This is a genomic window from Belliella alkalica (assembly GCF_022549785.1).
GTDB classification, from domain to species: Bacteria; Bacteroidota; Bacteroidia; order Cytophagales; family Cyclobacteriaceae; genus Belliella; species Belliella alkalica.
On record NZ_JAKZGO010000001.1, the window covers coordinates 310,762 to 335,807 of the forward strand.

Here is a 25,046-nt window from a genome sequence, read left to right on the forward strand (position 1 = left end):
TCTATTTCAGCTTGGATAAACGGTTATGGAGCACAAGCATTTGTTGCTTCCTAAGCATATTTTGATCCTCAAGCTCAGATTCATACAAAAACCCTTTGTTCAGATCAATAAACCTTTCACTCAATTTTTTTGCATCTTCTAAAACTTCCTCTAGTTGACTAATTAGTTGCGGTGTCATTTCTTGGGAAAATGATTCTGAATTATATATTTCTTCAATTTGCTTGTAATCCAAATAGTGCATTCTCAAATCAGCCATCAATTTAAAGTGTTCAAATTCCTGAATATTACTCTTTGGGGCAACCTTGAGCAAACCATCTCTGACTTTCGAAAATTTTGCTTTCATACCTTCTACATTTTCACTTCTTTCCGGCTTGCCATTTACTATCAGTTCTGGTGGAAAAGATAAAAAAGACCATAATTTCAATGCCTCATTCTCTTGAATATCGAAGCGTTCAGAAGCATAACTAAGGACGAATTCTTTGGCATCAATAGGTTCATCTTTATCCAAAGACGCTGCATAGCTAGCGATCAAAATCCTAAATCCAGACATAGGATAGGTATTTCTTATCTGTGTCATATCCACTACATCATATCCTACATCCCAAGTAAACCCGTAAAGCCCGGTGGTTGACCAAGACGTCATGACCATTCCTTTGTAGTTATTATCTCTACCATGAGGGATAAACTCCCTTTGATTTTTGAAATGTGTTGGCCAGTCTGTCACATACCAATTGTCAGGATGGCTTCTGATGGAAGGCGCGCCCCAAAAGGAATAGCCCAATTTCTGAAGATTAGGAATATCACCAAAATGGTTAATTTTCCACCCATAATTCCAATCTATAAAAATCGTCTCACTAGGCAATTCGGAAGCCGCTTCGGGATATTTTAAAATTATATCAGCCCACATCAAGGGAGTTTTGCCCATATCAATGACAATTTCGGTGATCATTTTCATATGATCTACAAAAAGCTTTGACTTCCCTACCTCTTTTACCTTCTGACTGCATAGCTCACAATGTCCCAACAGGTAAGTCTCATCTCCTCCGATATGGATGTAATCAGAATTATGCGATTCTACCAAATCTCTAAACAGATCAGTAAAAAGTTCCCGACTCTCTTCGGTTTTTAGAGGACAGATTTGCGAGATGTCTTTTCTATCTTCTTTCAAATGACTATACCTGGGATTTCTCAAGATGTATTCTACATGACCAAGACTCTGCTGTAAGGGTATAACCTTGATTCCCAATTTCTCACAAAAAGAAATGAAATCTTCAATTTCTTGCCTAGAGTATGAATATTCATTTGATATAGTAGCATGCTTGGAAAATGGGTAAGTACCCTCCCACTCTACAATCAATGTATTTAAGCCAAAGCCATGCATCTCTTCAGCAAAATCCTTGAGCGCCTCAGGTGTCATTACCTGAATTCTCAGATCGAGGTGAAAACCTTTGATTTTGAAATCCTTTTTGTTTGTGTCCCATGTATTTTCTGCAAAACCAATAGGTGCAAATATCATTGAAACTACAAGTAAGGCTATAAACATAAATTGATTTCTAAAGGTCATGTTAATCAGGATTTATTATAGTTTTTTAGTTAATTTATATTGATTATTTACAAAGACATCAGTTGTGAAGTATTAACTTGAAATCATACTGACAATCTTCGAAAGTTGACAATCAATCGCATTTGATTCAGCGTATTTATGGATAATTATTTAAAAGCAGATATACACAAAGTTTAATGCTAAAATTCAATGTTATTATTTTAACCCAAAGTAGAAAAACTTCAATTTCTACTTTGGGTTTGATATCAACTTTATTTATTCTAGCAGGTATTCAACTTTTTTTATTGCTTCTTGATCGAAGTAGAATTGACAGTTGGGGTGTGTAGTGAGTATGGAAGCAGGACAAGATGTAGATACAGGGCCTGACAAGGTGTTTTTGACTGCTTCACTTTTATTTTCTCCCAAAACCACACAAAATAAGTTTTTCCCTTTCATCAAGGTAGGTACTGTAAGTGTGAGTGCTGTTTTGGGGACTTTTTCAATGGTTTCAAAGCACCCGTCATTAACCTGTTGGACTTTGCAAGCATCATCCAAATCCACTATCTTAATGACTTTAGGATCTTCAAAATCTGCCACAGGAGGATCATTGAAGGCTATATGACCATTCTCTCCTATCCCTAAGCAAACTATATCGATTATGTCTTCATTGATCAATTCTGAATATCTTTCGATCTCAGTTGCTGTTTGAACGTGAGTATTGATCACATTCTTCTCCTTAAGAAATACTTTTGAAAATAGGTTTTCCTCTAGAAAATTGGAAAATAGTTGACTTGAATTTTCTGGCAAGCCAATGTATTCATCCATATTCATAGCGACTACTTTGTGCCATTTAATCTTTTTTGAAGAAGCCAAATATTTCAACATATCAGTTTGAGAAGGAGCAGCGGCAAAAATAATCCTCACCTCGCTTTGCTTTTCCTGCAATTCGAGAATGCATCTTTCTACTGCCTTTCCAGCAGCAATTCCTACTAGCTTACGTTCTGAAAAGACATGTATGTCTTTTTGAATATCTATCATTTTAATTAGGTTTTTTTATGAAACAGTAGGGCTGAAGACAGACTTTATCTGCGAGAAGGTCTTCAGCCCAATTACACATGAATGTGAAAAGAATATTATTGGATTGTTATTAGTACTTCAAAAGCATCTAACCTGGCACCAGCCCTATCTCTAGCTGACAAAACAATCTTATCAGTAGCACCATTTCCATTATTGACGTATGAAAGATTCATGACATTGATGTCATTTTGGGTAAATCTACTGCCGATTTGCAAAATGCTTGCCCCACTAACAATCCAGCCGTTTTCTGGCGCTTCTTCTACCGTATAAATGATATCATTAGCTCCTGCACCTGAAATCTCAAGGATGCTATTGTCCCAAGCAACCGAACCACCTCTTTCTACTGAAAACCCTGCATTGGTGACAAATTCAAGAACGCTATTGCCTGTTGCAATAGTGGCAATCAGCATTGGCGGAGGTAGTGTTGGGTGCTCTTTTGATGCTAAATCATTTGTCTCATCTTTGGTAGCTTCTCCGTCGAGCATCAGTGTGATTTTGCCCCTAGACTCCCTAGATTCAAAAAAATCAGTGATGTCATAGTTAAATGCAGGAATTCTTGTCGTTCTCAATGTCGCTATTGGGCCATCATCAGGCATAGTTGCATTGTTCCAGTTCAAGCCCATTTCAGTCCATGTTGTATCATTGACACTATAAAGATCCAATAGGTCATTTCTGGCATGCGTAAACACCACTCCTATCTGAAACCTTAAGTCTGTGATTACTCCTTCACTTTGAAACTCATTAAGATCAAATAGCAAATATGCTCTTCTATCAAAATCTCCAGCACCTGTCACGTTCTTTACCCGCAAAAGAGGGTTAGCACCATAATTGGTATTTGCAAATGAACCTCCATTAACAAAAGCATCAAAGATTGGGAAAATTGTATCTGTTTTGACTGATGGATCAAGCGCATCTAGATTTACTGATTGCGCAGAAAAGAATACGATTGCATTGACTACATGAATCACACCATTGGTCGGCTCAAGATTAGAAGTGGCTATCTCCCACTGCCTGCTTGTATTCTGATTGATAAGCCCAATAAAATTGGCATTATGCGAAAGGAACATCGTCTGACCACTTTCTGTTTCGTAAGGCAATGGTCGATTGCTTTCAAACAATTCTGGATCAGTAAATATCACTCTTGCTTTTACAATATGATACCTCAAAACATTTCTCAGTATCGGTACGGGTACTTCAGAAAGACTTCCGTAGCCATTACTTTGGAGGTATGCATTGAATGCAGCATTAGTAGGTGCTATAAATGTCCTGATTTCTCCCCCTCCATAGACAGCTTCAAGTCCTGTGAGCTCAATAGCGTTTCGCAACATCGAAAAAGAATCATTTGTCTGAAAAAATTCCAATGCCGAAACTCCCAATTCGCCAGTTACGCCTGATTCCTGATAATCAAAATTATCCTGAATTACGCAACTGAAAAACATACTTATCCCAACCAAGCTAATAGCCAAGGATGTTATGATTTTGTTTGATTTTATATTTTTCATCATACTTTATTTAATGTTTGCATTGCCAAAGCCATCGTTTTACTGGTAAAATGGATTTTGGACTAAGCTAGGATTTCTATTTATGGCATCTTCATGAATAGGCCAAACCAAATTTGCTTCATCGCTCAATCCATTGATTGGATTCATGACTTCTATCGCTTTTCCTGTCCTTACCAAATCAAACCATCTATGTCCTTCAAAGGACAATTCAATTAGCCTTTCATGTAGAATCGCAGATTCCACATCTCCATACAAATTGATGGCAGTAGCTTCATCCAAATTGGGAAGACCTGCCCTTACCCTGATGGTATTCAGCAAAGTAAGTGCTTCAGCAGTCTGCCCCAACTGATGGTGGGCTTCTGCTTTTAACAAAATGATATCTGCCAGTCTAAACATTACTATATTTTTGTCTGAAGGCTCAGGACTTTCATCACTAAAGCCCTCTCCAAAGAATTTCCAGATTTTTCTAGGCTGCGTTTCCGTAACATCATAAATCAAGTTCCGTCTCAGGTCTCCCTCTTCAAATGAATCCCTAAAAGACTGGCTGGGGAAGAAATTACTATCGGATCCCAAAGCATATAACACTCTGAGTGAGTTTCTTTGGACTTCATTATATCCTATTTCAAATATGCTTTCATTAGTATACCCCTGGGTGAAGATTCTTGACCAATCATTGATGGATACCAAAGAATACAAACTATTGGCTAGCACCTTATCTGCAGAAGCAATGGCATTTACATAGTCCTTTTTCCACATATAAAGATGTGTCAGCATTGCGTCTGCTGCGCCTCTTGTGATCAAAATCCTGTCGCGTTGTCCACCAAAACTCGCTCTGCAATTTTCCGATGCATAAATCAAATCTGCTTCTATTTGCATCAATACGAGTTCTTTCGCTGTTCGCTCAGGAAAAATATTCTGTTGAATACTTTCATAAGGTTCAATAATCAATGGAACATCTCCCCATACCCTCACCGCATAGAAATATGACAAGGCTCTAAGTGCACGAGCTTGGGCCACAAGTTGTCTTCCAAATTCACTGTCACCATCAAAAACAGTTGGAACATATTTGATAGCATAGTTTGCCCTGCTTATCGTCTCGTATATATTGTTCCATCTTGCAGATGCCAATATTGTGTTCAGTGTATTTTGTTGTAGCAAAAATGGATCTCCGGCTTGATTTGTATTGACAGCATCTGCTCTACCTTCACCCCAATAAGAGAAATTGGTGGAAAATGTAGCTTGAACAGCATCGTAAATTCCAAATACTCCAGCCTGGGCGTCACTTGATGTTTGATAAAAACCTTGGGCTGAAAAGCTACTGACAGGATCTCTCTGCAACAAGTCTTCTGAACATGAATAAGAGGCTAATAACAAAACCCCCAGAAATATTTTTATTCTATTTTTCATAACTGTCATCTTTATAAGCCAATATTTAAACCTAGGATAATAGTACGACTCTGTGGATAAGAGCCTTGATCTACACCTACTCTCAATCCGCTAAATGAATTTACATCAGGATCATATCCTGTATAGTTGGTCCAAGTGATCAAGTTAGTCGCAGTGACATAGGCATCCAATTTTGATATTTTCCAGCGCTCCAATATTTTATTTGGCAAGCTATATCTGAAGTGGACATTTTTGAGCTTGATATATGACCCATCTTCTACCCATCTACTTTGTATCCTGCTCATTGATTGCAAAGGATCATCTCTGACAGGTTTTGGATAATCAGTGATGTCACCTTGCTGTCTCCATCTATTCAAAGCATCAGTAGAAAGGTTATTATACCTCACAATGGAATTTCTTTGGTGATTTATTTCACTGTAAATATCATTTCCATAAGAAAATTGGAAGAAAAGGCTTAGACTGAAATTTTTATAGGTAAAATCATTGTTGATCCCTCCAAAGAAGTCAGGCGTGGCATTACCGATGATCTGCCTATCATTTTGATCAATAAATCCATCCCCGTTAAGGTCATGCCAAATAGGATCACCTCCTCTATATACCGGCCCTTGTGCCCCATTTGTGATTCCGTTTACATTGTCTTCGTCGCTTGCATATACACCATCAAACCTCCAACCGAAGAAGGTTCCAATTGGGTAACCTTCCTGAAGGATATGAAATGCCCCATTTTGAATAAAACCATTGGTGAGTACATTCTCGGGAAGGCTTTTGACCATGTTCCTGTTGGTGCTTATATTGAAGTTAGTACTCCAACTAAAATCCCTTGTATCCATGTTTCGGGTAGTGACCATCAATTCAATCCCCTTATTTTGAATGCTGCCTATGTTTTGTGTTATAAAATCAAAACCGGTCTCCCTTGGAATTGGGACGTTGTAGAGCAGGTCATTTGTGTTCTTTAAATATGCATCTACATTGATCATCAATTTGTTTTCCCAGAAGGAAAGATCCAATCCAGCATTGTATTGAGTAGTAGTCTCCCAAGTAAGGCCTGCATTTGGCATAACTGTAGGTGAGGCACCAGAAAAATCCAGATAGTTGGTCCCTACCATAAACTCCCCTTGTGAAGTATAATTTCCAATAGCTTCGTTCCCTGTTTTTCCGGCACTGAATCTAAATTTACCATCTTCTAGGAAATTTAAATTATCAAAGACACCTTCATCGGAGAATCTCCAGCCCACAGAAGCTGATGGAAAAAACCCAAATCTATTATCTCTGCCAAATCGTGAAGATCCATCAGCTCTGATATTGGCCTCAAATAAATACTTTCTTTCGAAGTCATAAGAAACCCTACCAAAATAAGACAACATCGAGTGTTCTGTAGCAATATTAACATCTTGATTAGCAATCGTACCTGCACCATTCAATGTCCTGATGTTGTCACTTGCGAAAAACAGTCCATCTAAACCAGCTCTTTCATATTTCCAATCTTGGTAACTAAACCCTGCTAGAGCTCCAAAATTATGGCTAGTGCCGAACTGCTTTTGATAAGTTAAAATATTTTCATTTGCCCATGTCATATTATTTGATGACCTGACAGAACCTGTATTGTAACCTTCCCTAAAATCAAGAGTCGAAGGAATAAATGTGTCTTCCTTCATTGAAACGAAGTCAACATTGATACTGCTCCTGAATTTTAGTCCTTCTGCAATTCTAAACTCTGCATATTGACTAGCTATGACTCTGTTGCTTTTGTTTAGGTTAGTGGATAATTCAGCCAAGCCTACTGGATTTCTTCTACCCAACTGATATCCATTAAGTGATCCATCAGGCAAAAACATTGCAAATGTCGGAGGCCTAATCAAAAGCTCCCTGACAATACTCAAGTTTCCAGATCCAGCTGCATTGGATCTATTGTTTATTGCATTGGTGTAAGAAACACTCTGCCCGATAGTTAATCTGTCCGAAACATCAAAGTCAACATTCAATCTGGAAGTGATTCTCTTGTAATTTGAGTTAAGAATAATACCATCTTGGTCAAAGAAAGAGGAACTCCAAGCGTAACGCACATTATCGGAACCACCTCTTATGGAAAAATCAACATTATTTTGTCTTGCTACTCTAAACATTTCACTTTGCCAGTCAAAATCCCCATTGTTTACAGCACTTAGAGAATCTAATACTGCCGGAATTATTGCTTCTGAGCTATTTGCATTCGCATAAGAATCCAAAACAGCACTTCTATATTGGCTTGCATTGAGAACACCAAGCCTTCGGGAAACAGTACTAATCCCAGAATGGATATTTAAATCCACCTGAGGCTTGCCAGACTTTCCTCTTTTGGTAGTAATCATGACCACTCCATTTGCAGCCCTAGAGCCATAAATCGCTGTTGAGGCCGCATCTTTCAATACTTCTATAGACTCAATATCCGTAGGGTTGATATCAGCAAGAGGATTGAGTCCAAAATTCTCAGTTCCATTAAGTGAAGAAGTGACATTTGTCTCAATAGGAACGCCATCTACCACATATAGTGGTGAATTACCGGCGTTCAAGGATGAATTTCCTCTGATAGTGATAGTCATTGCCCCTCCTGGAGCACCTGAATTGGAAGTCACCTGCACACCCGCAGCCCGGCCTTGAAGAACAGAAATCGGGTCTTGAAAATTGGTCTGAGAAATCTCATTGCTTCCTACGGAAACAATAGACCCCGTTAAATTTCTTTTTTCCTGAACTCCATATCCGACGACAACAAATTCATTCAAATCGCTAGTAGAGGAAACAAGGGAAACATTTAATTCACTAAAGTTCCCAACTTGAATATCCTGCGGTTCAAACCCCAAATATGAAAATCTCAAGATATCTTGATCTGAAATATTGCTAAGGGAGTAAAATCCATCTATATCAGTAGATGTACCGTTTGAAGTTCCCTTCACAATGACAGCAGCTCCAAAAATAGGCTCTCCTGTTTTGCTGTCTGTAATTTTACCTTTGATAGTAATGCCTTGTGCATGTACTGAAAAGGTTAAAAAGAGCAAAACCAATAGAGAAAGACCAATTTTGAGTGCTAAGTGGCTACCCTCCAATTTATATAGGGCATTTCTGATTCTTTGGCTCATAGAATTAATGTTAAATGTGTTTCAATAGAATTTTAATTAAGTACCTGTTTCAAATGTAAAATTTTAGGAATTAATATGCAAACGTTTGCATAAAATTTTCTAAAAATTGCATGGAGTCAAAAAGAGAAATTATACGTAAATATTGCTTAAAATCAGTTTTTAGGCCTTTTAAATGATTGAAGATATTTTTCCAAATGCCATTAATATTTTTTAAATTGCAAACGTTTGCTAACTCAGACGCATGAACAAGAAAAGAACAACCCTCAAAGACTTGGCTAAAGAGCTTGGTTTGGCAGCATCTACCATATCAAGGGCATTGGACGACCATACAGGCATCAGTCAAGAAACCAAGGAGAAAGTCCTCAAAAAAGCTGAAGAGCTTGGATTTACAAGAAACTCCATTGCTTCCAGTTTCAGGAAAAGCAAGACACTGACAATCGGGGTAATTGTTCCTAGGATTGATATTCATTTCCATTCACTTGTGATCAGTGGAATTGAAGAATATGCTTACAAGTCAGGATATAATGTCACTATTTTTCAATCGAGGGACTCAATAAAGCGAGAATCCAAGATTACTAAAATACTTCAAAATAAAATGTCTGAGGGGGTAATCATCTGCTTAGGAACTGAAACTACCTCTTATGAACATTTTGAAAAACTAAATCGAATGAAAATCCCATTGGTATTTTATGATAGGGTTCCTACAGGATTTGAGGCCAACAAAATCATAATCAATGACTATGAATCCGCTTTCAAAGCTACAGAACATCTGATTGAAGTCGGGTGTAAACGAATAGCACACATCGGTGGAAGCCAATCAACGGGTATTTTTAAAGCAAGATTTGAGGGATACAAAGCTGCACTTGTCAAACATAAATTCCCTATGGAAAAAAACTTGGTTCATTTCACAAAAGATTTGAGCTATGAGGAAGGTGCATTGGTGGCCAAAAAACTACTCGCTCTAAAATCAAGACCTGATGGAATATTTTGTTCAAATGACTACACGGCTGTAAGTGCTATTCAGGTTTTCCAAAAAAATATGGTGAAAATCCCTCAGGAAATTGCTATAGTTGGTTTTAGTAATTATCCTATTTCCAAAATCATTGAACCACACCTAACAACTGTCAACGATAGGGCCTTTGAAATGGGAATGGCAGCAGCTAGGCTCCTGATCCGTCAGATCGAAGAAGAAGAGGATATTATCCAAACAGAGATCATAACTATAAAAACAGAGCTATTAATAAGGGAATCTAGCACTAGATAATGGATCTATAAAATTCTTAAATGGGTTTTTACAACTACTTTAACCAACCTCTGAAGACTGTTATAACTTTTTCTACGACTTAAACTTTAGATTAGACAACAATAAGTTCAAAAGTAAAAAAGTAGGAATACGTATGTTATTTACTTTTTGAAAAGTTTAAAATTATCTAAAATTGAAAAAAACTTCTCTCAAAACCAGAATCATTATTGGTTGCACTATTTTATCTCTTAATTAGTAATTATAGTCTTACTGCTTCTCTTTTCTATCTTTTATTTCCTTCTTAACTTTCATTATTCTTTTTCTGAAAATCAAAAACGCCAAGATAATAATTATAGGAATAATAATAAAAATGACAATATTACTTGTCTTAGAAAAATCTATTGGACCACTTGGTTTTGGGATATTTGGTTGGTTTTGGGCATTGGAATCAAAGGAAATCATTAGTATTAAAATTAGATATCCCAATAGTTTGTTTAAATACTTTTTAAATCTTGTCATAGTTTTTTAATAATTATATTCATATATATAGTAGTAGCACAATAAATTCAAAGATTTGTTTTAAGTACTCACAATATTATATATACATCACAAAATTTGATCCGAATATGCATAACGATGCATAAAAATAGAATTATCGTTACTTCTATGATTTCCATCAATATACGCAAAGACAATATTTAACTCTTGAGAATACAAGACTATGTAGTTTAATCGTAGTTCAAAAAAAGACAACGAGTTAGTGAAAAAACAAAAAATTAAAACTCTAATTCAAAACAGAACCTGCTTTTTCAAACCCTATAGGCTGCATAACAGCAGTTTTTCTAACTCTTTAACAAAAATTTATAAGACTATATATACATTGGCATTCCCTTAAATTTTAAAACATCTTATGATAAAGTTAATATCTGATTACCATATAAGCACCTCTTTCTTGTTTTCCCTTACGTTTTTCCTAAACAATGGAATCACGGCCAAAAATTCATGTGTAGTGTTTGGCAGAAGATAAGATCTGCTCATTGGTAGCTCGTACACATATCCAACTCTCATAAAAGGCAGCAAAACTCCTAATTGAAAATTATTTGCATAATCTATCCTATGTCCAGCACCTAGCCAAATTTTATCCATCATCAAGACTTTAAAGTTAAATTCTATATTATCAGGCAGGTCTACTTGGCTGCGATACATAAAATTGGTCGCTACTGACAGATTTGAACTGATAGCATTTCTATAACCTGCCTGTACTATACCAACCCTAGGCTTTCTTTCCATAAAAGCATCTCCTGAGTTGATTGCACCTTGATTCACATTGTGCATCGCATAGGAAACATAATAATTAGGATGTGTCAAGGCCAAACCAATATTGAAATCCAACACCTGCATATTAGCAAATCCATTGAGGTATTGTGCTATATTCGGATCATTAGCCTGTTCAGTGGTCAGGTTGTTCCCATCAAGCCTTACTCTGTTGTAGTTCACACCTACCCCTAACCTAATGGATGTTTTTTCTGCGATCTGAATCCTTGAGGCATAAGAAGCAATCATCTCAGTTTCTATAAATGCTCCATATTCATCATGAAGCACATTGAATCCCAATGCGTTCTTATCTGGATCTCCGCTTTTTGAAAAATCAGCAATATCAAACTCCAATGAACCAAAATAGGTCATCGGAGCTCCTTCGAAACCAGCCCATTGATTACGAACTAAGCCTCTGAAACTAGAGCCCTCATATCCAGTCAACGCTGGATTGAAATAACTCTGCATGTGGCTAAACTGTGAAATGTATTTTCTAGACTGGGCAAAGACTGAAGTGCTCAAAATGAAAATTATAAAGAATATATATATTTTTTTCATAGTCATATATTTTGTTTTATTAAGTACAAAGGACCAATTCAGCGCTCCTAAAGTTTGAAGCTACTCTTTGGACCTTTGTACACAATACTAGATTTGCTCTATTGTCTAATTAAGTTTAGCATTCCCTTTCTAACTTCACCTGTTTCCCTAACTTCCACTATCCAATAATATGTGCCTACTGGCATTTCATTATTGTTGAACTTTCCATCCCAACGCACATCTGGATCCTCTGTATAGAATACCCTTTTGCCACTTCTCTCAAAAATTTGGATACGAACATTTCTATAGAACCTCAATTCACCCACACCCCAAGTGTCATTTACATTATCTCCGTTTGGAGTGAAAGCGTTAAAGATCTCGATGTTGCTCACTGAAGTTCTGTTTCTGAGTATGGAAATTTCTTTTTCAATAACATTTCCATCACGATCCACTACGCGAACAAGTATGGTGAATTCTCTTCTACCCTCTGCCCTATCATCCGAACTCCAGAATAATGTTCCATTTGTGATTTGGAAATATACATTATCAAAAGCGAGGTTAGAGAGAGTTATTTCATGCTGATCGTCAATTGGATCCACTACCGTAAAATTACCTATTGCAATAAGATTTTGGCCAGCTTCTGCCTCAAAACTATTGTTGTCTAGCAGGATGTCTTCAGGGGCTGGTTTTGGAAGTATTGTTAACACAATCTCTACAAGTAACCCTTGAGGATTCAAAATTCCCGACGGTAGATTGATACTTGCCGTTAGAGGATAGTCCCCATTTCCGAAGATATAAAGGCTTTGTAAATCCCAAGTTATTGGAAGTTCGAGGAACTGTCCGTCTGTAGTCATCACAGTAATTGTACTTGGTAAACCTGGATCAACACCCCATATTGATTCAATTGGAGAAGGCTGCAAAACCATCTCTATCACGGCAGGTAAGATTTCAAAATTTCGACCTACAAACTCAATTTCATAATTACTTCCAGCAGATAAATCTCCAAGATTTATTGGATAGTTACCAACTGTTTCTCCAGCTAGTCTAGCCAAATTTCCTGAAATAATTTCTTCGTCATCACCAGCCACAAATCCTGTAGCTATAAAGCTAAACACAGGATCAGTCGTCCCAAAAACCTTAGACTGATTTTCATCTACCAAAATTGTCAAACTAGCTGGTCTAACCACCAAAGTTGCTGACACGAAAGTAATGGAGTAATTAGAATCCGATCCACCTGATAAAGTAATTGGATAGATACCTACATCAGAGCTTTCTGTTGCAGTTGTGCTGATAGTTGGTAAAGTTTTAACCTCTGTATCTCCATTAACCAAACCATCATAAGTAAAGGTCAATGTTGGGTTTGATTCGCCATAGACTTTTGACTTGTTCTCTGCTGTGATCGTAAGCGGAGCTTGACTAATTTGGAAATCTACAGGCGTGAAACTAATGAAATAATTAGATCCAGCATCTAGTGTTCCTTGCTGTATGGCATAGTTACCAACATTTTCACCAATACCTCTGACTATTGAACCTGTTATTATCCCTTCATCATCCCCGTTTCCAAATCCTCTTACAGTGAATGTAAGAATTGGATCAGTCTCTCCATAAACTTTACCTTGGTTTGAGTTTGGAGTAATTTCTAAAGTTGCCGGTGTAATGATCAAATCAGCTGTCAATATCAAGGTCTCGAAATTCGAACCAGTGATCGTAGCAGTTGCTTCTTGCATGCCTACGTTTGTTCTTGAATTGTTAGAATAAACTACCGAAGCTCCTACCGGAAGTGTTCCTGTGATTTCTATGGATTTTTCTGTTCCATCAAAGTCAAAGCTTGCATCGTCAAAACTGATTCCTGTAATGGCAGCAGGTGTGATTGTCAGATCAGCTGTCAATATCAAGGTCTCGAAATTCGAACCTGTGATCGTAGCTGTAGCTTCCTGTGTTCCTACGTTTGTTCTTGAATTGTTTGAATAAACTACCGAAGCTCCTACCGGAAGTGTTCCTGTGACTTCAATGGATTTTTCCGTTCCGTTAAAGACAAAGCTTGCATCATCAAACCCGATTCCTGAAATGTCAGCTGGTGTGATTGCCAGATCAGCTGTCAGTATCAAGGTCTCGAAATTCGAACCAGTGATCGTAGCAGTTGCTTCTTGGCTTCCAACATTTGTTCTTGAATTGTTTAAATAAACTACCGAAGCTCCTACCGGAAGTGTTCCTGTGATTTCTATGGATTTTTCTGTTCCATCAAAGTCAAAACTTGCATTATCAAAGCTGATTCCTGTGATGGCAGCTGGTGTGATTGTCAAATCAGCTGTCAATATCAAGGTCTCGAAATTCGATCCTGTGATCGTAGCTGTAGCTTCCTGCGTGCCTACGTTTGTTCTTGTATTAGCAGCATAAGACACCGAAGTTCCTGTAGGAAGTGTTCCAATGATTTCAATAGATTTCTCAGTTCCGTCAAAGACAAAGCTTGCATCGTCAAAACTGATTCCTGTAATGGCAGCAGGTGTGATTGTCAGATCAGCTGTCAATATCAAGGTCTCGAAATTCGAACCTGTGATCGTAGCAGTTGCTTCTTGCGTGCCTACGTTTGTTCTTGAATTGTCAGAGTAAGAAACTGAGGTCCCTACAGCAAGTGTTCCTGTGATTTCAATAGATTTCTCAGTTCCGTCAAATACAAAACTTGCATCGTCGAAGGTAATTCCTGTGATTTCAGCAGGCGTGATTGTCAAATCAGCTGTCAATATCAAGGTCTCGAAATTCGAACCTGTGATCGTAGCTGTAGCTTCCTGTGTCCCTATGTTTGTTCTTGAATTGTTTGAATAAACTACCGAAGCTCCTACCGGAAGTGTTCCTGTGACTTCAATGGATTTTTCCGTTCCGTCAAAGACAAAGCTTGCATCATCAAACCCGATTCCTGAAATGTCAGCTGGTGTGATTGTCAGATCAGCTGTCAATATCAAGGTCTCGAAATTCGAACCAGTGATTGTAGCTGTTGCTTCTTGGCTTCCTACGTTTGTTCTTGAATTGTTTGAATAAACTACCGAAGCTCCTACCGGAAGTGTTCCTGTGATTTCTATGGATTTTTCCGTTCCATCAAACACAAAGCTTGCATCGTCAAAACTGATTCCTGTAATGGCAGCAGGTGTGATTGTCAGGTCAGCTGTCAATAGCAAAGTCTCGAAATTCGATCCACTGATCGTGGCGGTTGCTTGCTGTGTGCCTACGTTAGTTCTTGAATTAGCAGCATAAGACACCGAAGTTCCTGAAGGAAGTGTTCCAATGATTTCAATGGTTTTTTCGCTTCCGTCAAATACAAAGTTCCCATCTTCGAAAGTGACACCTGTAATTGTAGCTGGCGTAATCGTCAAGTCCGCCGTCAATACCAAGGTTGTGAAATTGCTTCCGGTAATGGTAGCCGTTGCTTCCTGGGTACCCACGTTGGTTCTGGTATTGTTTTCGTAAGTCACAGAAGTTCCTGAAGGAAGTGTTCCAATGACTTCAATGGATTTTTCCGTTCCGTCGAATACAAAGTTCCCATCTTCGAAGGTGATTCCTGTAATTGTAGCTGGCGTAATCGTTAAGTCCGCCGTCAGTACCAAGGTTGTGAAATTGCTTCCGATAATGGTAGCAGTTGCTTCTTGTGTTCCTACATTCGTTCTGGTATTGTTTTCGTAAGTCACAGAAGTTCCTGGAGGTAATGTTCCAGTGATTTCAATGGATTTTTCTGTTCCGTCGAATACAAAGTTCCCATCTCCGAAGGTGATTCCTATAATTGTTGCAGGGGTAATCGTCAAGTCCGCCGTCAGTACCAAGGTTGTGAAATTGCTTCCGATAATGGTAGCCGTTGCTTCTTGTGTTCCTACATTCGTTCTGGTGTTGTTATCATAAGAAACTGATGTTCCTGCTGGTAATGTACCTGTGACTTCAATGGATTTTTCTGTTCCGTCGAATACAAAGTTGCCATCTTCGAAAGTGACACCTGTAATTGTAGCTGGCGTAATCGTCAAGTCAGCCGTCAATACCAAGGTTGTGAAATTGCTTCCGCTAATGGTAGCCGTTGCTTCTTGTGTTCCTACATTCGTTCTGGTGTTGTTATCATAAGAAACTGATGATCCTGCTGGTAATGTACCTGTGACTTCAATGGATTTTTCCGTTCCGTCGAATACAAAGTTCCCATCTTCGAAGGTGATTCCTGTAATTGTAGCTGGCGTAATCGTTAAGTCCGCCGTCAGTACCAAGGTTGTGAAATTGCTTCCGATAATGGTAGCAGTTGCTTCTTGTGTTCCTACATTCGTTCTGGTATTGTTTTCGTAAGTCACAGAAGTTCCTGGAGGTAATGTTCCAGTGATTTCAATAGATTTCTCAGTTCCATCAAAGACAAAACTTGCATCGTCAAAGCTGATTCCTGTGATGGCAGCTGGTGTGATTGTCAAATCAGCTGTCAATAGCAAGGTCTCGAAATTCGAACCTGTGATCGTAGCTGTAGCTTCCTGTGTGCCTACGTTTGTTCTTGTATTAGCAGCATAAGACACCGAAGTTCCTGAAGGAAGTGTTCCAATGATTTCAATGGTTTTTTCGCTTCCGTCAAAGACAAAGCTTGCATCGTCAAAACTGATTCCTGTAATGGCAGCAGGTGTGATTGTCAGATCAGCTGTCAATATCAAGGTCTCGAAATTCGAACCTGTGATCGTAGCTGTAGCTTCCTGTGTGCCTACGTTTGTTCTTGTATTAGCAGCATAAGTCACCGAAGTTCCTGAAGGAAGTGTTCCAGTGATTTCAATAGATTTCTCAGTTCCATCAAAGACAAAGCTTGCATCGTCAAAACTGATTCCTGTGATGTCAGCTGGTGTGATTGTCAGAACAGCTGTCAATAGCAAAGTCTCGAAATTCGATCCACTGATCGTGGCGGTTGCTTCCTGTGTGCCTACGTTTGTTCTTGAATTGTCAGAGTAAGAAACTGAGGTCCCTACAGCAAGTGTTCCTGTGATTTCAATAGATTTCTCAGTTCCGTCGAAGACAAAGCTTGCATCGTCAAAACTGATTCCTGTAATGGCAGCAGGTGTGATTGTCAGATCAGCTGTCAATATCAAAGTCTCGAAATTCGATCCTGTGATCGTAGCTGTTGCTTCTTGGCTTCCTACGTTTGTTCTTGAATTAGCAGCATAAGACACCGAAGTTCCTGAAGGAAGTGTTCCAATGATTTCAATGGTTTTTTCGCTTCCGTCAAATACAAAACTTGCATCGTCGAAGGTAATTCCTGTGATTTCAGCAGGCGTGATTGTCAAATCAGCTGTCAATATCAAGGTCGTAAAGTTGTCACCTGTGATCGTTGCTGTCGTTTCTTGGCTTCCTACGTTTGTTCTTGAATTGTTTGAATAAACTACCGAAGCTCCTACCGGAATTGTTCCTGTGATTTCAATGGATTTTTCCGTTCCGTCGAATACAAAGTTCCCATCTTCGAAAGTGACACCTGTAATTGTAGCTGGCGTAATCGTCAAGTCAGCCGTCAGTACCAAGGTTGTGAAATTGCTTCCGATAATGGTAGCCGTTGCTTCCTGTGTGCCTACGCTTGTTCTTGTATTAGCAGCATAAGACACCGAAGTTCCTGAAGGAAGTGCTCCAATGATTTCAATAGATTTCTCAGTTCCGTCAAAGACAAAGCTTGCATCGTCAAAACTGATTCCTGAAATGGCAGCAGGTGTGATTGTCAGATCAGCTGTCAATATCAATGTCTCGAAATTCGAACCTGTAATCGTAGCAGTTGCTTCTTGCGTGCCTACGTTTGTTCTTGAATTGTTTGAATAAACTACCGAAGCTCCTACCGGAAGTGTTCCTGTGATTTCTATGGATTTTTCTGTTCCGTCAAAGACAAAGCTTGCATCATCAAACCCGATTCCTGTGATGGCAGCAGGTGTGATTGTCAGATCAGCTGTCAATATCAAGGTCGTAAAGTTGACACCTGTGATCGTTGCTGTCGCTTCTTGGCTTCCTACGTTTGTTCTTGAATTGTTTGAATAAACTACCGAAGCTCCTGCCGGAAGTGTTCCTGTGATTTCTATGGATTTCTCAGTTCCGTCAAAGACAAAGCTTGCATCATCAAACCCGATTCCTGTGATGGCAGCAGGTGTGATTGTCAAATCAGCTGTCAATATCAAGGTCGTAAAGTTGTCACCTGTGATCGTTGCTGTCGCTTCTTGGCTTCCTACGTTTGTTCTTGAATTGTTTGAATAAACTACCGAAGCTCCTACCGGAAGTGTTCCTGTGATTTCTATGGATTTTTCTGTTCCGTCAAAGACAAAGCTTGCATCATCAAACCCGATTCCTGAAATGTCAGCTGGTGTGATTGCCAGATCAGCTGTCAGTATCAAGGTCTCGAAATTCGAACCAGTGATCGTTGCAGTTGCTTCTTGGCTTCCTACATTTGTTCTTGAATTGTTTAAATAAACTATCGAAGCTCCTACCGGAAGTGTTCCAGAGATTTCTATTGTTTTTTCTGTTCCATCAAACACAAAACTTGCATCGTCAAAACTGATTCCTGTGATTTCAGCAGGTGTGATTGTCAAATCAGCTGTCAATAGCAAAGTCTCGAAATTCGATCCACTGATCGTGGCGGTTGCTTCCTGTGTGCCTACGTTAGTTCTTGAATTGTCAGAGTAAGAAACTGAAGTTCCTGCAGGAAGTGTTCCTGTGATTACAATGGATTTCTCAGTTCCGTCAAAGACAAAGCTTGTAACATCAAAACTGATTCCTGTGATCTCCGCAGGTGTGATTGTCAGATCAGCTGTCAATAGCAAGGTCTCGAAATTCGAACCAGTGATCGTAGCAGTTGCTTCTTGCGTGCCTACGTTTGTTCTTGAATTGTTTGAATAAACTACCGAAGCTCCTACCGGAAGTGTTCCTGTGATTTCTATGGTTTTTTCTGTTCCGTCAAAGGCAAAGCTTGCATCGTCAAAGGTGATTCCTGAAATGTCAGCTGGTGTGATTGTCAAATCAGCTGTCAATATCAAGGTCTCGAAATTCGAACCAGTGATCGTAGCAGTTGCTTCTTGCATGCCTACGTTTGTTCTTGAATTGTCAGAGTAAGAAACTGAGGTCCCTACAGCAATTGTTCCTGTGATTTCAATAGATTTCTCAGTTCCGTCAAAGACAAAGCTTGCATCGTCGAAGGTAATTCCTGTGATTTCAGCAGGCGTGATTGTCAAATCAGCTGTCAATATCAAGGTCTCGAAATTCGAACCTGTGATCGTAGCTGTAGCTTCCTGTGTTCCTACGTTTGTTCTTGAATTGTCAGAGTAAGAAACTGAGGTCCCTACCGGAAGTGTTCCAGTGATTACAATGGATTTCTCAGTTCCGTCAAAGACAAAGCTTGCATCGTCAAAACTGATTCCTGTAATGGCAGCAGGTGTGATTGTCAGATCAGCTGTCAATATCAAGGTCTCGAAATTCGAACCTGTGATCGTAGCTGTAGCTTCCTGTGTGCCTACGTTTGTTCTTGTATTAGCAGCATAAGACACCGAAGTTCCTGAAGGAAGTGTTCCAATGATTTCAATAGATTTCTCAGTTCCGTCGAAGACAAAGCTTGCATCGTCAAAACTGATTCCTGTAATGGCAGCAGGTGTGATTGTCAGATCAGCTGTCAATATCAAAGTCTCGACATTCGATCCTGTGATCGTAGCTGTTGCTTCTTGGCTTCCTACGTTTGTTCTTGAATTAGCAGCATAAGACACCGAAGTTCCTGAAGGAAGTGTTCCAGTGATTTCAATAGATTTTTCTGTTCCGTCGAATACAAAGTTCCCATCTCCGAAGGTGATTCCTGTAATTGTTGCAGGGGTAATCGTAAAGTCCGCCGTCAGTACCAAGGTTGTGAAATTGCTTCCGATAATGGTAGCCGTTGCTTCTTGTGTTCCTACATTCGTTCTGGTGTTGTTATCATAAGAAACTGATGTTCCTGCTGGTAATGTACCTGTGACTTCAATGGATTTTTCTGTTCCGTCGAATACAAAGTTCCCATCTTCGAAAGTGACACCTGTAATTGTAGCTGGCGTAATCGTCAACTCAGCCGTCAATACCAAGGTTGTGAAATTGCTTCCGCTAATGGTAGCCGTTGCTTCTTGTGTTCCTACATTCGTTCTGGTGTTGTTATCATAAGAAACTGATGTTCCTGCTGGTAATGTACCTGTGACTTCAATGGATTTTTCCGTTCCGTCGAATACAAAGTTCCCATCTTCGAAGGTGATTCCTGTAATTGTAGCTGGCGTAATCGTTAAGTCCGCCGTCAATACCAAGGTTGTGAAATTGCTTCCGCTAATGGTAGCCGTTGCTTCTTGTGTTCCTACATTCGTTCTGGTGTTGTTATCATAAGAAACTGATGTTCCTGGAGGTAATGTTCCGGTGATTTCAATGGATTTTTCTGTTCCGTCGAATACAAAGTTCCCATCTCCGAAAGTGACACCTGTAATTGTAGCTGGCGTAATCGTAAAGTCCGCCGTCAATACCAAGGTTGTGAAATTGCTTCCGGTAATGGTAGCCGTTGCTTCCTGGGTACCCACGTTGGTTCTGGTATTGTTTTCGTAAGTCACAGAAGTTCCTGGAGGTAATGTTCCGGTGATTTCAATGGATTTTTCCGTTCCGTCGAATACAAAGTTCCCATCTCCGAAAGTGACACCTGTAATTGTAGCTGGCGTAATCGTAAAGTCCGCCGTCAATACCAAGGTTGTGAAATTGCTTCCGATAATGGTAGCCGTTGCTTCCTGGCTACCCACGTTGGTTCTGGTATTGTTATCATAAGAAACTGATGTTCCTGCTGGTAATGTACCTGTGACTTCAATGGATTTTTCCGTTCCGTCGAATACAAAGTTCCCATCTTCGAAAGTGACACCTGTAATTGTAGCAGGGGTAATCGTCAAGTCCGCCGTCAGTACCAAGGTTGTGAAATTGCTTCCGATAATGGTAGCCGTTGCTTCCTGGGTACCCACGTTGGTTCTGGTATTGTTTTCGTAAGTCACAGAAGTTCCTGGAGGTAATGTTCCGGTGATTTCAATGGATTTTTCCGTTCCGTCGAATACAAAGTTCCCATCTCCGAAAGTGACACCTGTAATTGTAGCTGGCGTAATCGTAAAGTCCGCCGTCAATACCAAGGTTGTGAAATTGCTTCCGCTAATGGTAGCCGTTGCTTCTTGTGTTCCTACATTCGTTCTGGTGTTGTTATCATAAGAAACTGATGATCCTGCTGGTAATGTACCTGTGACTTCAATGGATTTTTCCGTTCCGTCGAATACAAAGTTCCCATCTCCAAAGGTGATTCCTGTAATTGTTGCAGGGGTAATCGTCAAGTCCGCCGTCAGTACCAAGGTTGTGAAATTGCTTCCGATAATGGTAGCCGTTGCTTCCTGGGTACCCACGTTGGTTCTGGTATTGTTTTCGTAAGTCACAGAAGTTCCTGGAGGTAATGTTCCGGTGATTTCAATGGATTTTTCCGTTCCGTCGAATACAAAGTTCCCATCTTCGAAAGTGACACCTGTAATTGTAGCAGGGGTAATCGTCAAGTCCGCCGTCAGTACCAAGGTTGTGAAATTGCTTCCGATAATGGTAGCCGTTGCTTCYTGGGTACCCACGTTGGTTCTGGTATTGTTTTCGTAAGTCACAGAAGTTCCTGGAGGTAATGTTCCGGTGATTTCAAGGGTTTTTTCGGTTCCGTCGAACACAAAGCTCTGATCCTCGAAGGTTATTCCCGTGATGGTGGCAGGGGTGATTTCCAACTCGGCTGTCAATACCAGATCATTAAAGTTGGAACCGGTTATCCTGGCGGTTACCTGCTGGTTTCCTACATTCGTTCTACCGTTGTTTTCATAGTCCACTGTTGCTCCATCAGGGAGCGTGCCTGTGATTTCAATGGTTTTTTCCGTTCCGTCAAATACAGTGCTGACATTCTCGAAAGAAATTCCTGTGATTGTGGCAGGTGTGATAACACCTTCATTGCTGATAAATGTGTTTGGAGCAAGATAGTTAGCTGCATCTGTTCCAGAAATTATATATTGAACAGTTATCGTTTTTCCTGACCCTGCATTTGGATTGTCAAAAAACGCTGTGAAGTCTAACTGTAAAACATCTCCTTCTACTAGGTTCAAAATTTGACCAAGTTCTAAAATGACATCAGTTGTTCCGTCAAATTCCTTTGGAGAAATTATAGGAGCCGCGATTTCCAACTGGAGTCTGCCAACAGGAATTGATACAGTGACATTTGTTGCTTCATAAGTTTCATTTCCAGCAACTGAAACGGTGATTTCAATCAGGCCTTCTGTGGCTTGAAGCGCATTCAATCCTGATCCATTCGATGTGACAGAAACAAAGTCATTGTCATTTAAAGTATAAGTGACTGGTAAACCTGAAGTGGTTGAGATATCAAATTCTACATTCATATCTCCGTATGTAAGGATAGGGGGAGAATTGAAAGTAATGGTTTGAGGTAATTGCTGGCGCTCAAAAGCCCCCATATCAATTCTTTCATTAATGATCCTGGGATTGCCACCCAGATCGATTGGTCCTTCCGGACCTACTGGGAAGAGGGATAAATCTGTATCAGGATTTCCGGTGTTGATGGCAGGGGAACCAGCTTTGAGTCTGTAATTTCCATTCTCAAAATCTTCAAACACATCATCTGTACTTAATCCAACCGCACTGATGTTGCCATTGCTTTCGCTGTTCAAACCTTGGATCAAACTAAAAGAAATTACAGTACTTTCAGGGGTTTCAAGGTTATCATTCAGCAATCCGTCTCCACTGATTCCTGCCGTATTGCCTAACAATACCATGTTTTGGATTTTCAGTGCTGAACCTTCATTGTATATTCCACCACCCTGTTGACCTGCTTCATTATCGGCAACGGTGACATTTGTATATTCCGAAATAGAGAATCCTGAAAATATTCCACCTGCTCGATTTTGGCTTTTGTTCTTGGAAATAAGCACATTGGTATAAGAGGTCTCTGAGAATATTTCGTAAATACCACCTCCATTAGCGATCGCAAAATTTCCAACAACAGACACATTCCGTATTTCCATTGGTGAATTTATATTGAATATGCCTCCTCCAACCGGTCTGGGAATATTTCTACCATTGATGAAAATATCACCGATTCCATTGGCATTGCCGCCCGTAATGGCAAATCCATCCAGACTGGCTACTCCTACATTATCAGGTAAGATGACTACGTGATAGGCATTTTCATCATTATTTGCGAAGTTGGGTCCGTCATTTTCCAGCAAGTCCCCACTAAGAATACTGGTGTTTTGAGACAAGGCAAAGTCCCGCTCTTGCAGACTGGATTCTGTGCCAGCAAAGCCTCCAAATACCTGCACATCTTTGACCATCAAGAAGGCATTGTCCCTTCCTCCATCAGTGGATAAAAACCCATCCTGTGGGCTGAACATAGGTTTGTATGTGCCACCCGCTACCCAAATCTGAAGTGGTTCATCGGCAGACCATAAGTCATTGTTTTCATTTTCTTTTGCCCATCGCAGTGCCTCAGCAAGTTCTGGGATAGCATTTGCCCAGGAATTGCCTTCACCTGTGCCAGAACCATTTTTGTTAACATAAAGGATGTTGTTACCAGAAGGAGTGATCACGATACCGATTTCCACAGATAATGTGAAGGTATCTGTTACAGATCCTCCTTCTTGATCATCTGCTGTGACATCAATACTGATTTCACCTAGATTATCACTTGTAGGTGTTCCTGAAAAAGTCCTGCTATTGGCATCAAAATTCAACCATGCAGGTAGTGGGTCCCCTCCTGTAAGATTTGCTGTGAAAATAAGGATATCCCCTTCATCCTGATCTTCAAATGTGTTTTCAGCAAATTGAAAGCTAAAGGCTTCATCCTGAGTGGCTATTTGATCAGGGATTGGATTAGCGATAGTTGGAGGGGTGTTGGGGCCTGCTTCACACCATTCAAAGTTATCCAAATTCAGGTATACGAAACTGCCACCCAAAGAAATCTCAAGTCTGTCAATTCTTTTGTTGGTGTTGTTTTGTCCTTGTTCTGTTGCAGAATCAATAAAGAAATAGCCACCGTTATTGGAAAGATCAGTAGGGAATCCGGTTGATTTGGTTAAGGAGAATCTTTCTACTCCATCATTAAACCCTTTGATTGTGACTGTTCCGTCGTTGGTAGGGTTTGTTCCGGAAGGGTTTGAAGACAGGTAGAGCGCCAACTGTTTCATGGTGATCAACTCATCGGAAGTGATGATATAGGGGCCTGCACCTGTGTTTGTCAGGTGTTTCTGCGATCCACCGATACCTGCAAAAGGTGTTTCCTGAGATACTTCCCAGTTTCCCAGTAATGAAAAACTCAACCCATTTCCTGTGAATATTTTTGATCCAATAGCCTCATCTTCAAAAGTTTCAATAAAGCATGGACTCACAAAATGAAACTGCCCTGAGGTAAAGGCAGGTGTGCCAGTATTTCCATTTGCATTGCTGATATTGGTTCCTGATCTTAGGTCAAGTCGAAGACTTCCGTCCCCGGAGATGTCATTAACTGTGACCGAATATGTGGAACCAGAGCCTGATACTGAGGATACCGTACCGACCACCGTACCTGATGTGGTCAATTGGAAATCATCAGGACTGACATTCAAAGCGGTTTTGTTGAAATTGACAGAAAACACCACTGAAGTAGCATTGGCATCAGGTGAACCTGTCAAAGAAATGGACGTAACTTCCGCAGGATCTGTATCTACAGGAGAAAAAGGTGGTCCGAAGGTAAAGTGATCCAGGTTAAAATTGATGTCTGCTGCTTGAATCCGAACTTCATCCACATCAAAAAAATCAGGATCGCCTGCATAATCTTTTAGTCCTGCAGTAGCTGAATTGAATTGGATAGCTTTAGCAGGACCAGTGGAACTACCGTTTTTAAAGCCTTGAATGGTTCCTGTGGTACTGCTTCCAAAACCTCCATCTTGCAAAAAGATACTTCTAAATTGGAATGCTTCACTATCAGCTCTTCGGATAGTCCAACGTGTAATGCCTCCAAACGCGAAATTATTATCTGTTAGGGCCATTGACCCCTGAAATCCTACGTTTTGCAAGCTTATTATTTGAGCGGAACTTCCTGCCGGTATGTTTACTGAAAAAGTAAAGCCACTGTTGGTATAGGACTTACCCAAAGCTAAATTATTAGCCAACTCATTAAAGGTAATGGTATTGATCTGAGCAGATGCCTTCTTTGGAAGGTGTGAAGCGAAAAAAGAGGTAAAGAATAGAAAGATTAGTAGAGTTTTTTTCATAGTGGGCTGATTCTGAATAAAAGA

General features: G+C 39.8%; 9 protein-coding genes. 1 reads left to right on the top strand and 8 read right to left on the bottom strand.

The genetic code is table 11. The features are described 5' to 3' along the window. Position 1: 1 nt before the first annotated feature. From MM213_RS01250 to MM213_RS01270, 5 genes are all read right to left on the bottom strand, one after another. Complete coding sequence (locus tag MM213_RS01250) at positions 2 to 1,564, bottom strand: family 20 glycosylhydrolase (RefSeq protein ID WP_241409483.1); 1,563 nt, start codon at positions 1,562 to 1,564, stop codon at positions 2 to 4. A 255-nt stretch (positions 1,565 to 1,819) separates the two neighbouring features. Continuing rightward, positions 1,820 to 2,581 (bottom strand): 6-phosphogluconolactonase, encoded by a 762-nt coding sequence (locus MM213_RS01255; protein WP_241409484.1) that lies wholly within the window; start codon positions 2,579 to 2,581, stop codon positions 1,820 to 1,822. Between the two features lie 95 nt (positions 2,582 to 2,676). Then, entirely contained in the window at positions 2,677 to 4,125 is a 1,449-nt protein-coding gene (locus tag MM213_RS01260; RefSeq protein ID WP_241409485.1) for a CBM96 family carbohydrate-binding protein, read from the bottom strand. A gap of 36 nt (positions 4,126 to 4,161) precedes the next feature. Beyond that, entirely contained in the window at positions 4,162 to 5,529 is a 1,368-nt protein-coding gene (locus MM213_RS01265; RefSeq protein WP_241409486.1) for a RagB/SusD family nutrient uptake outer membrane protein, read from the bottom strand. 11 nt (positions 5,530 to 5,540) lie between these two features. After that, on the bottom strand, positions 5,541 to 8,642 hold the full coding sequence (locus MM213_RS01270) for a SusC/RagA family TonB-linked outer membrane protein (RefSeq protein WP_241409487.1): 3,102 nt from the start codon (positions 8,640 to 8,642) through the stop codon (positions 5,541 to 5,543). A gap of 241 nt (positions 8,643 to 8,883) precedes the next feature. On the opposite strand from MM213_RS01270, the gene MM213_RS01275 reads away from it, so the two are divergent. After that, complete coding sequence (locus MM213_RS01275; protein ID WP_241409488.1) at positions 8,884 to 9,906, top strand: LacI family DNA-binding transcriptional regulator; 1,023 nt, start codon at positions 8,884 to 8,886, stop codon at positions 9,904 to 9,906. 246 nt (positions 9,907 to 10,152) lie between these two features. Here the strand turns inward: MM213_RS01275 and MM213_RS01280 are convergent, their stop codons facing one another. The 3 genes from MM213_RS01280 to MM213_RS01290 all read right to left on the bottom strand — a co-directional run bounded on the left by MM213_RS01280 (position 10,153) and on the right by MM213_RS01290 (position 25,022). Next, positions 10,153 to 10,404: a hypothetical protein gene (locus MM213_RS01280; protein WP_241409489.1), complete on the bottom strand. Its 252-nt coding sequence runs from the start codon at positions 10,402 to 10,404 to the stop codon at positions 10,153 to 10,155. A 411-nt stretch (positions 10,405 to 10,815) separates the two neighbouring features. Continuing rightward, positions 10,816 to 11,757, bottom strand: coding sequence for a PorP/SprF family type IX secretion system membrane protein (locus tag MM213_RS01285; RefSeq protein ID WP_241409490.1), 942 nt, complete (start codon positions 11,755 to 11,757; stop codon positions 10,816 to 10,818). Between the two features lie 98 nt (positions 11,758 to 11,855). Further along, complete coding sequence (locus MM213_RS01290; protein WP_241409491.1) at positions 11,856 to 25,022, bottom strand: MBG domain-containing protein; 13,167 nt, start codon at positions 25,020 to 25,022, stop codon at positions 11,856 to 11,858. Positions 25,023 to 25,046 lie beyond the last annotated feature (24 nt).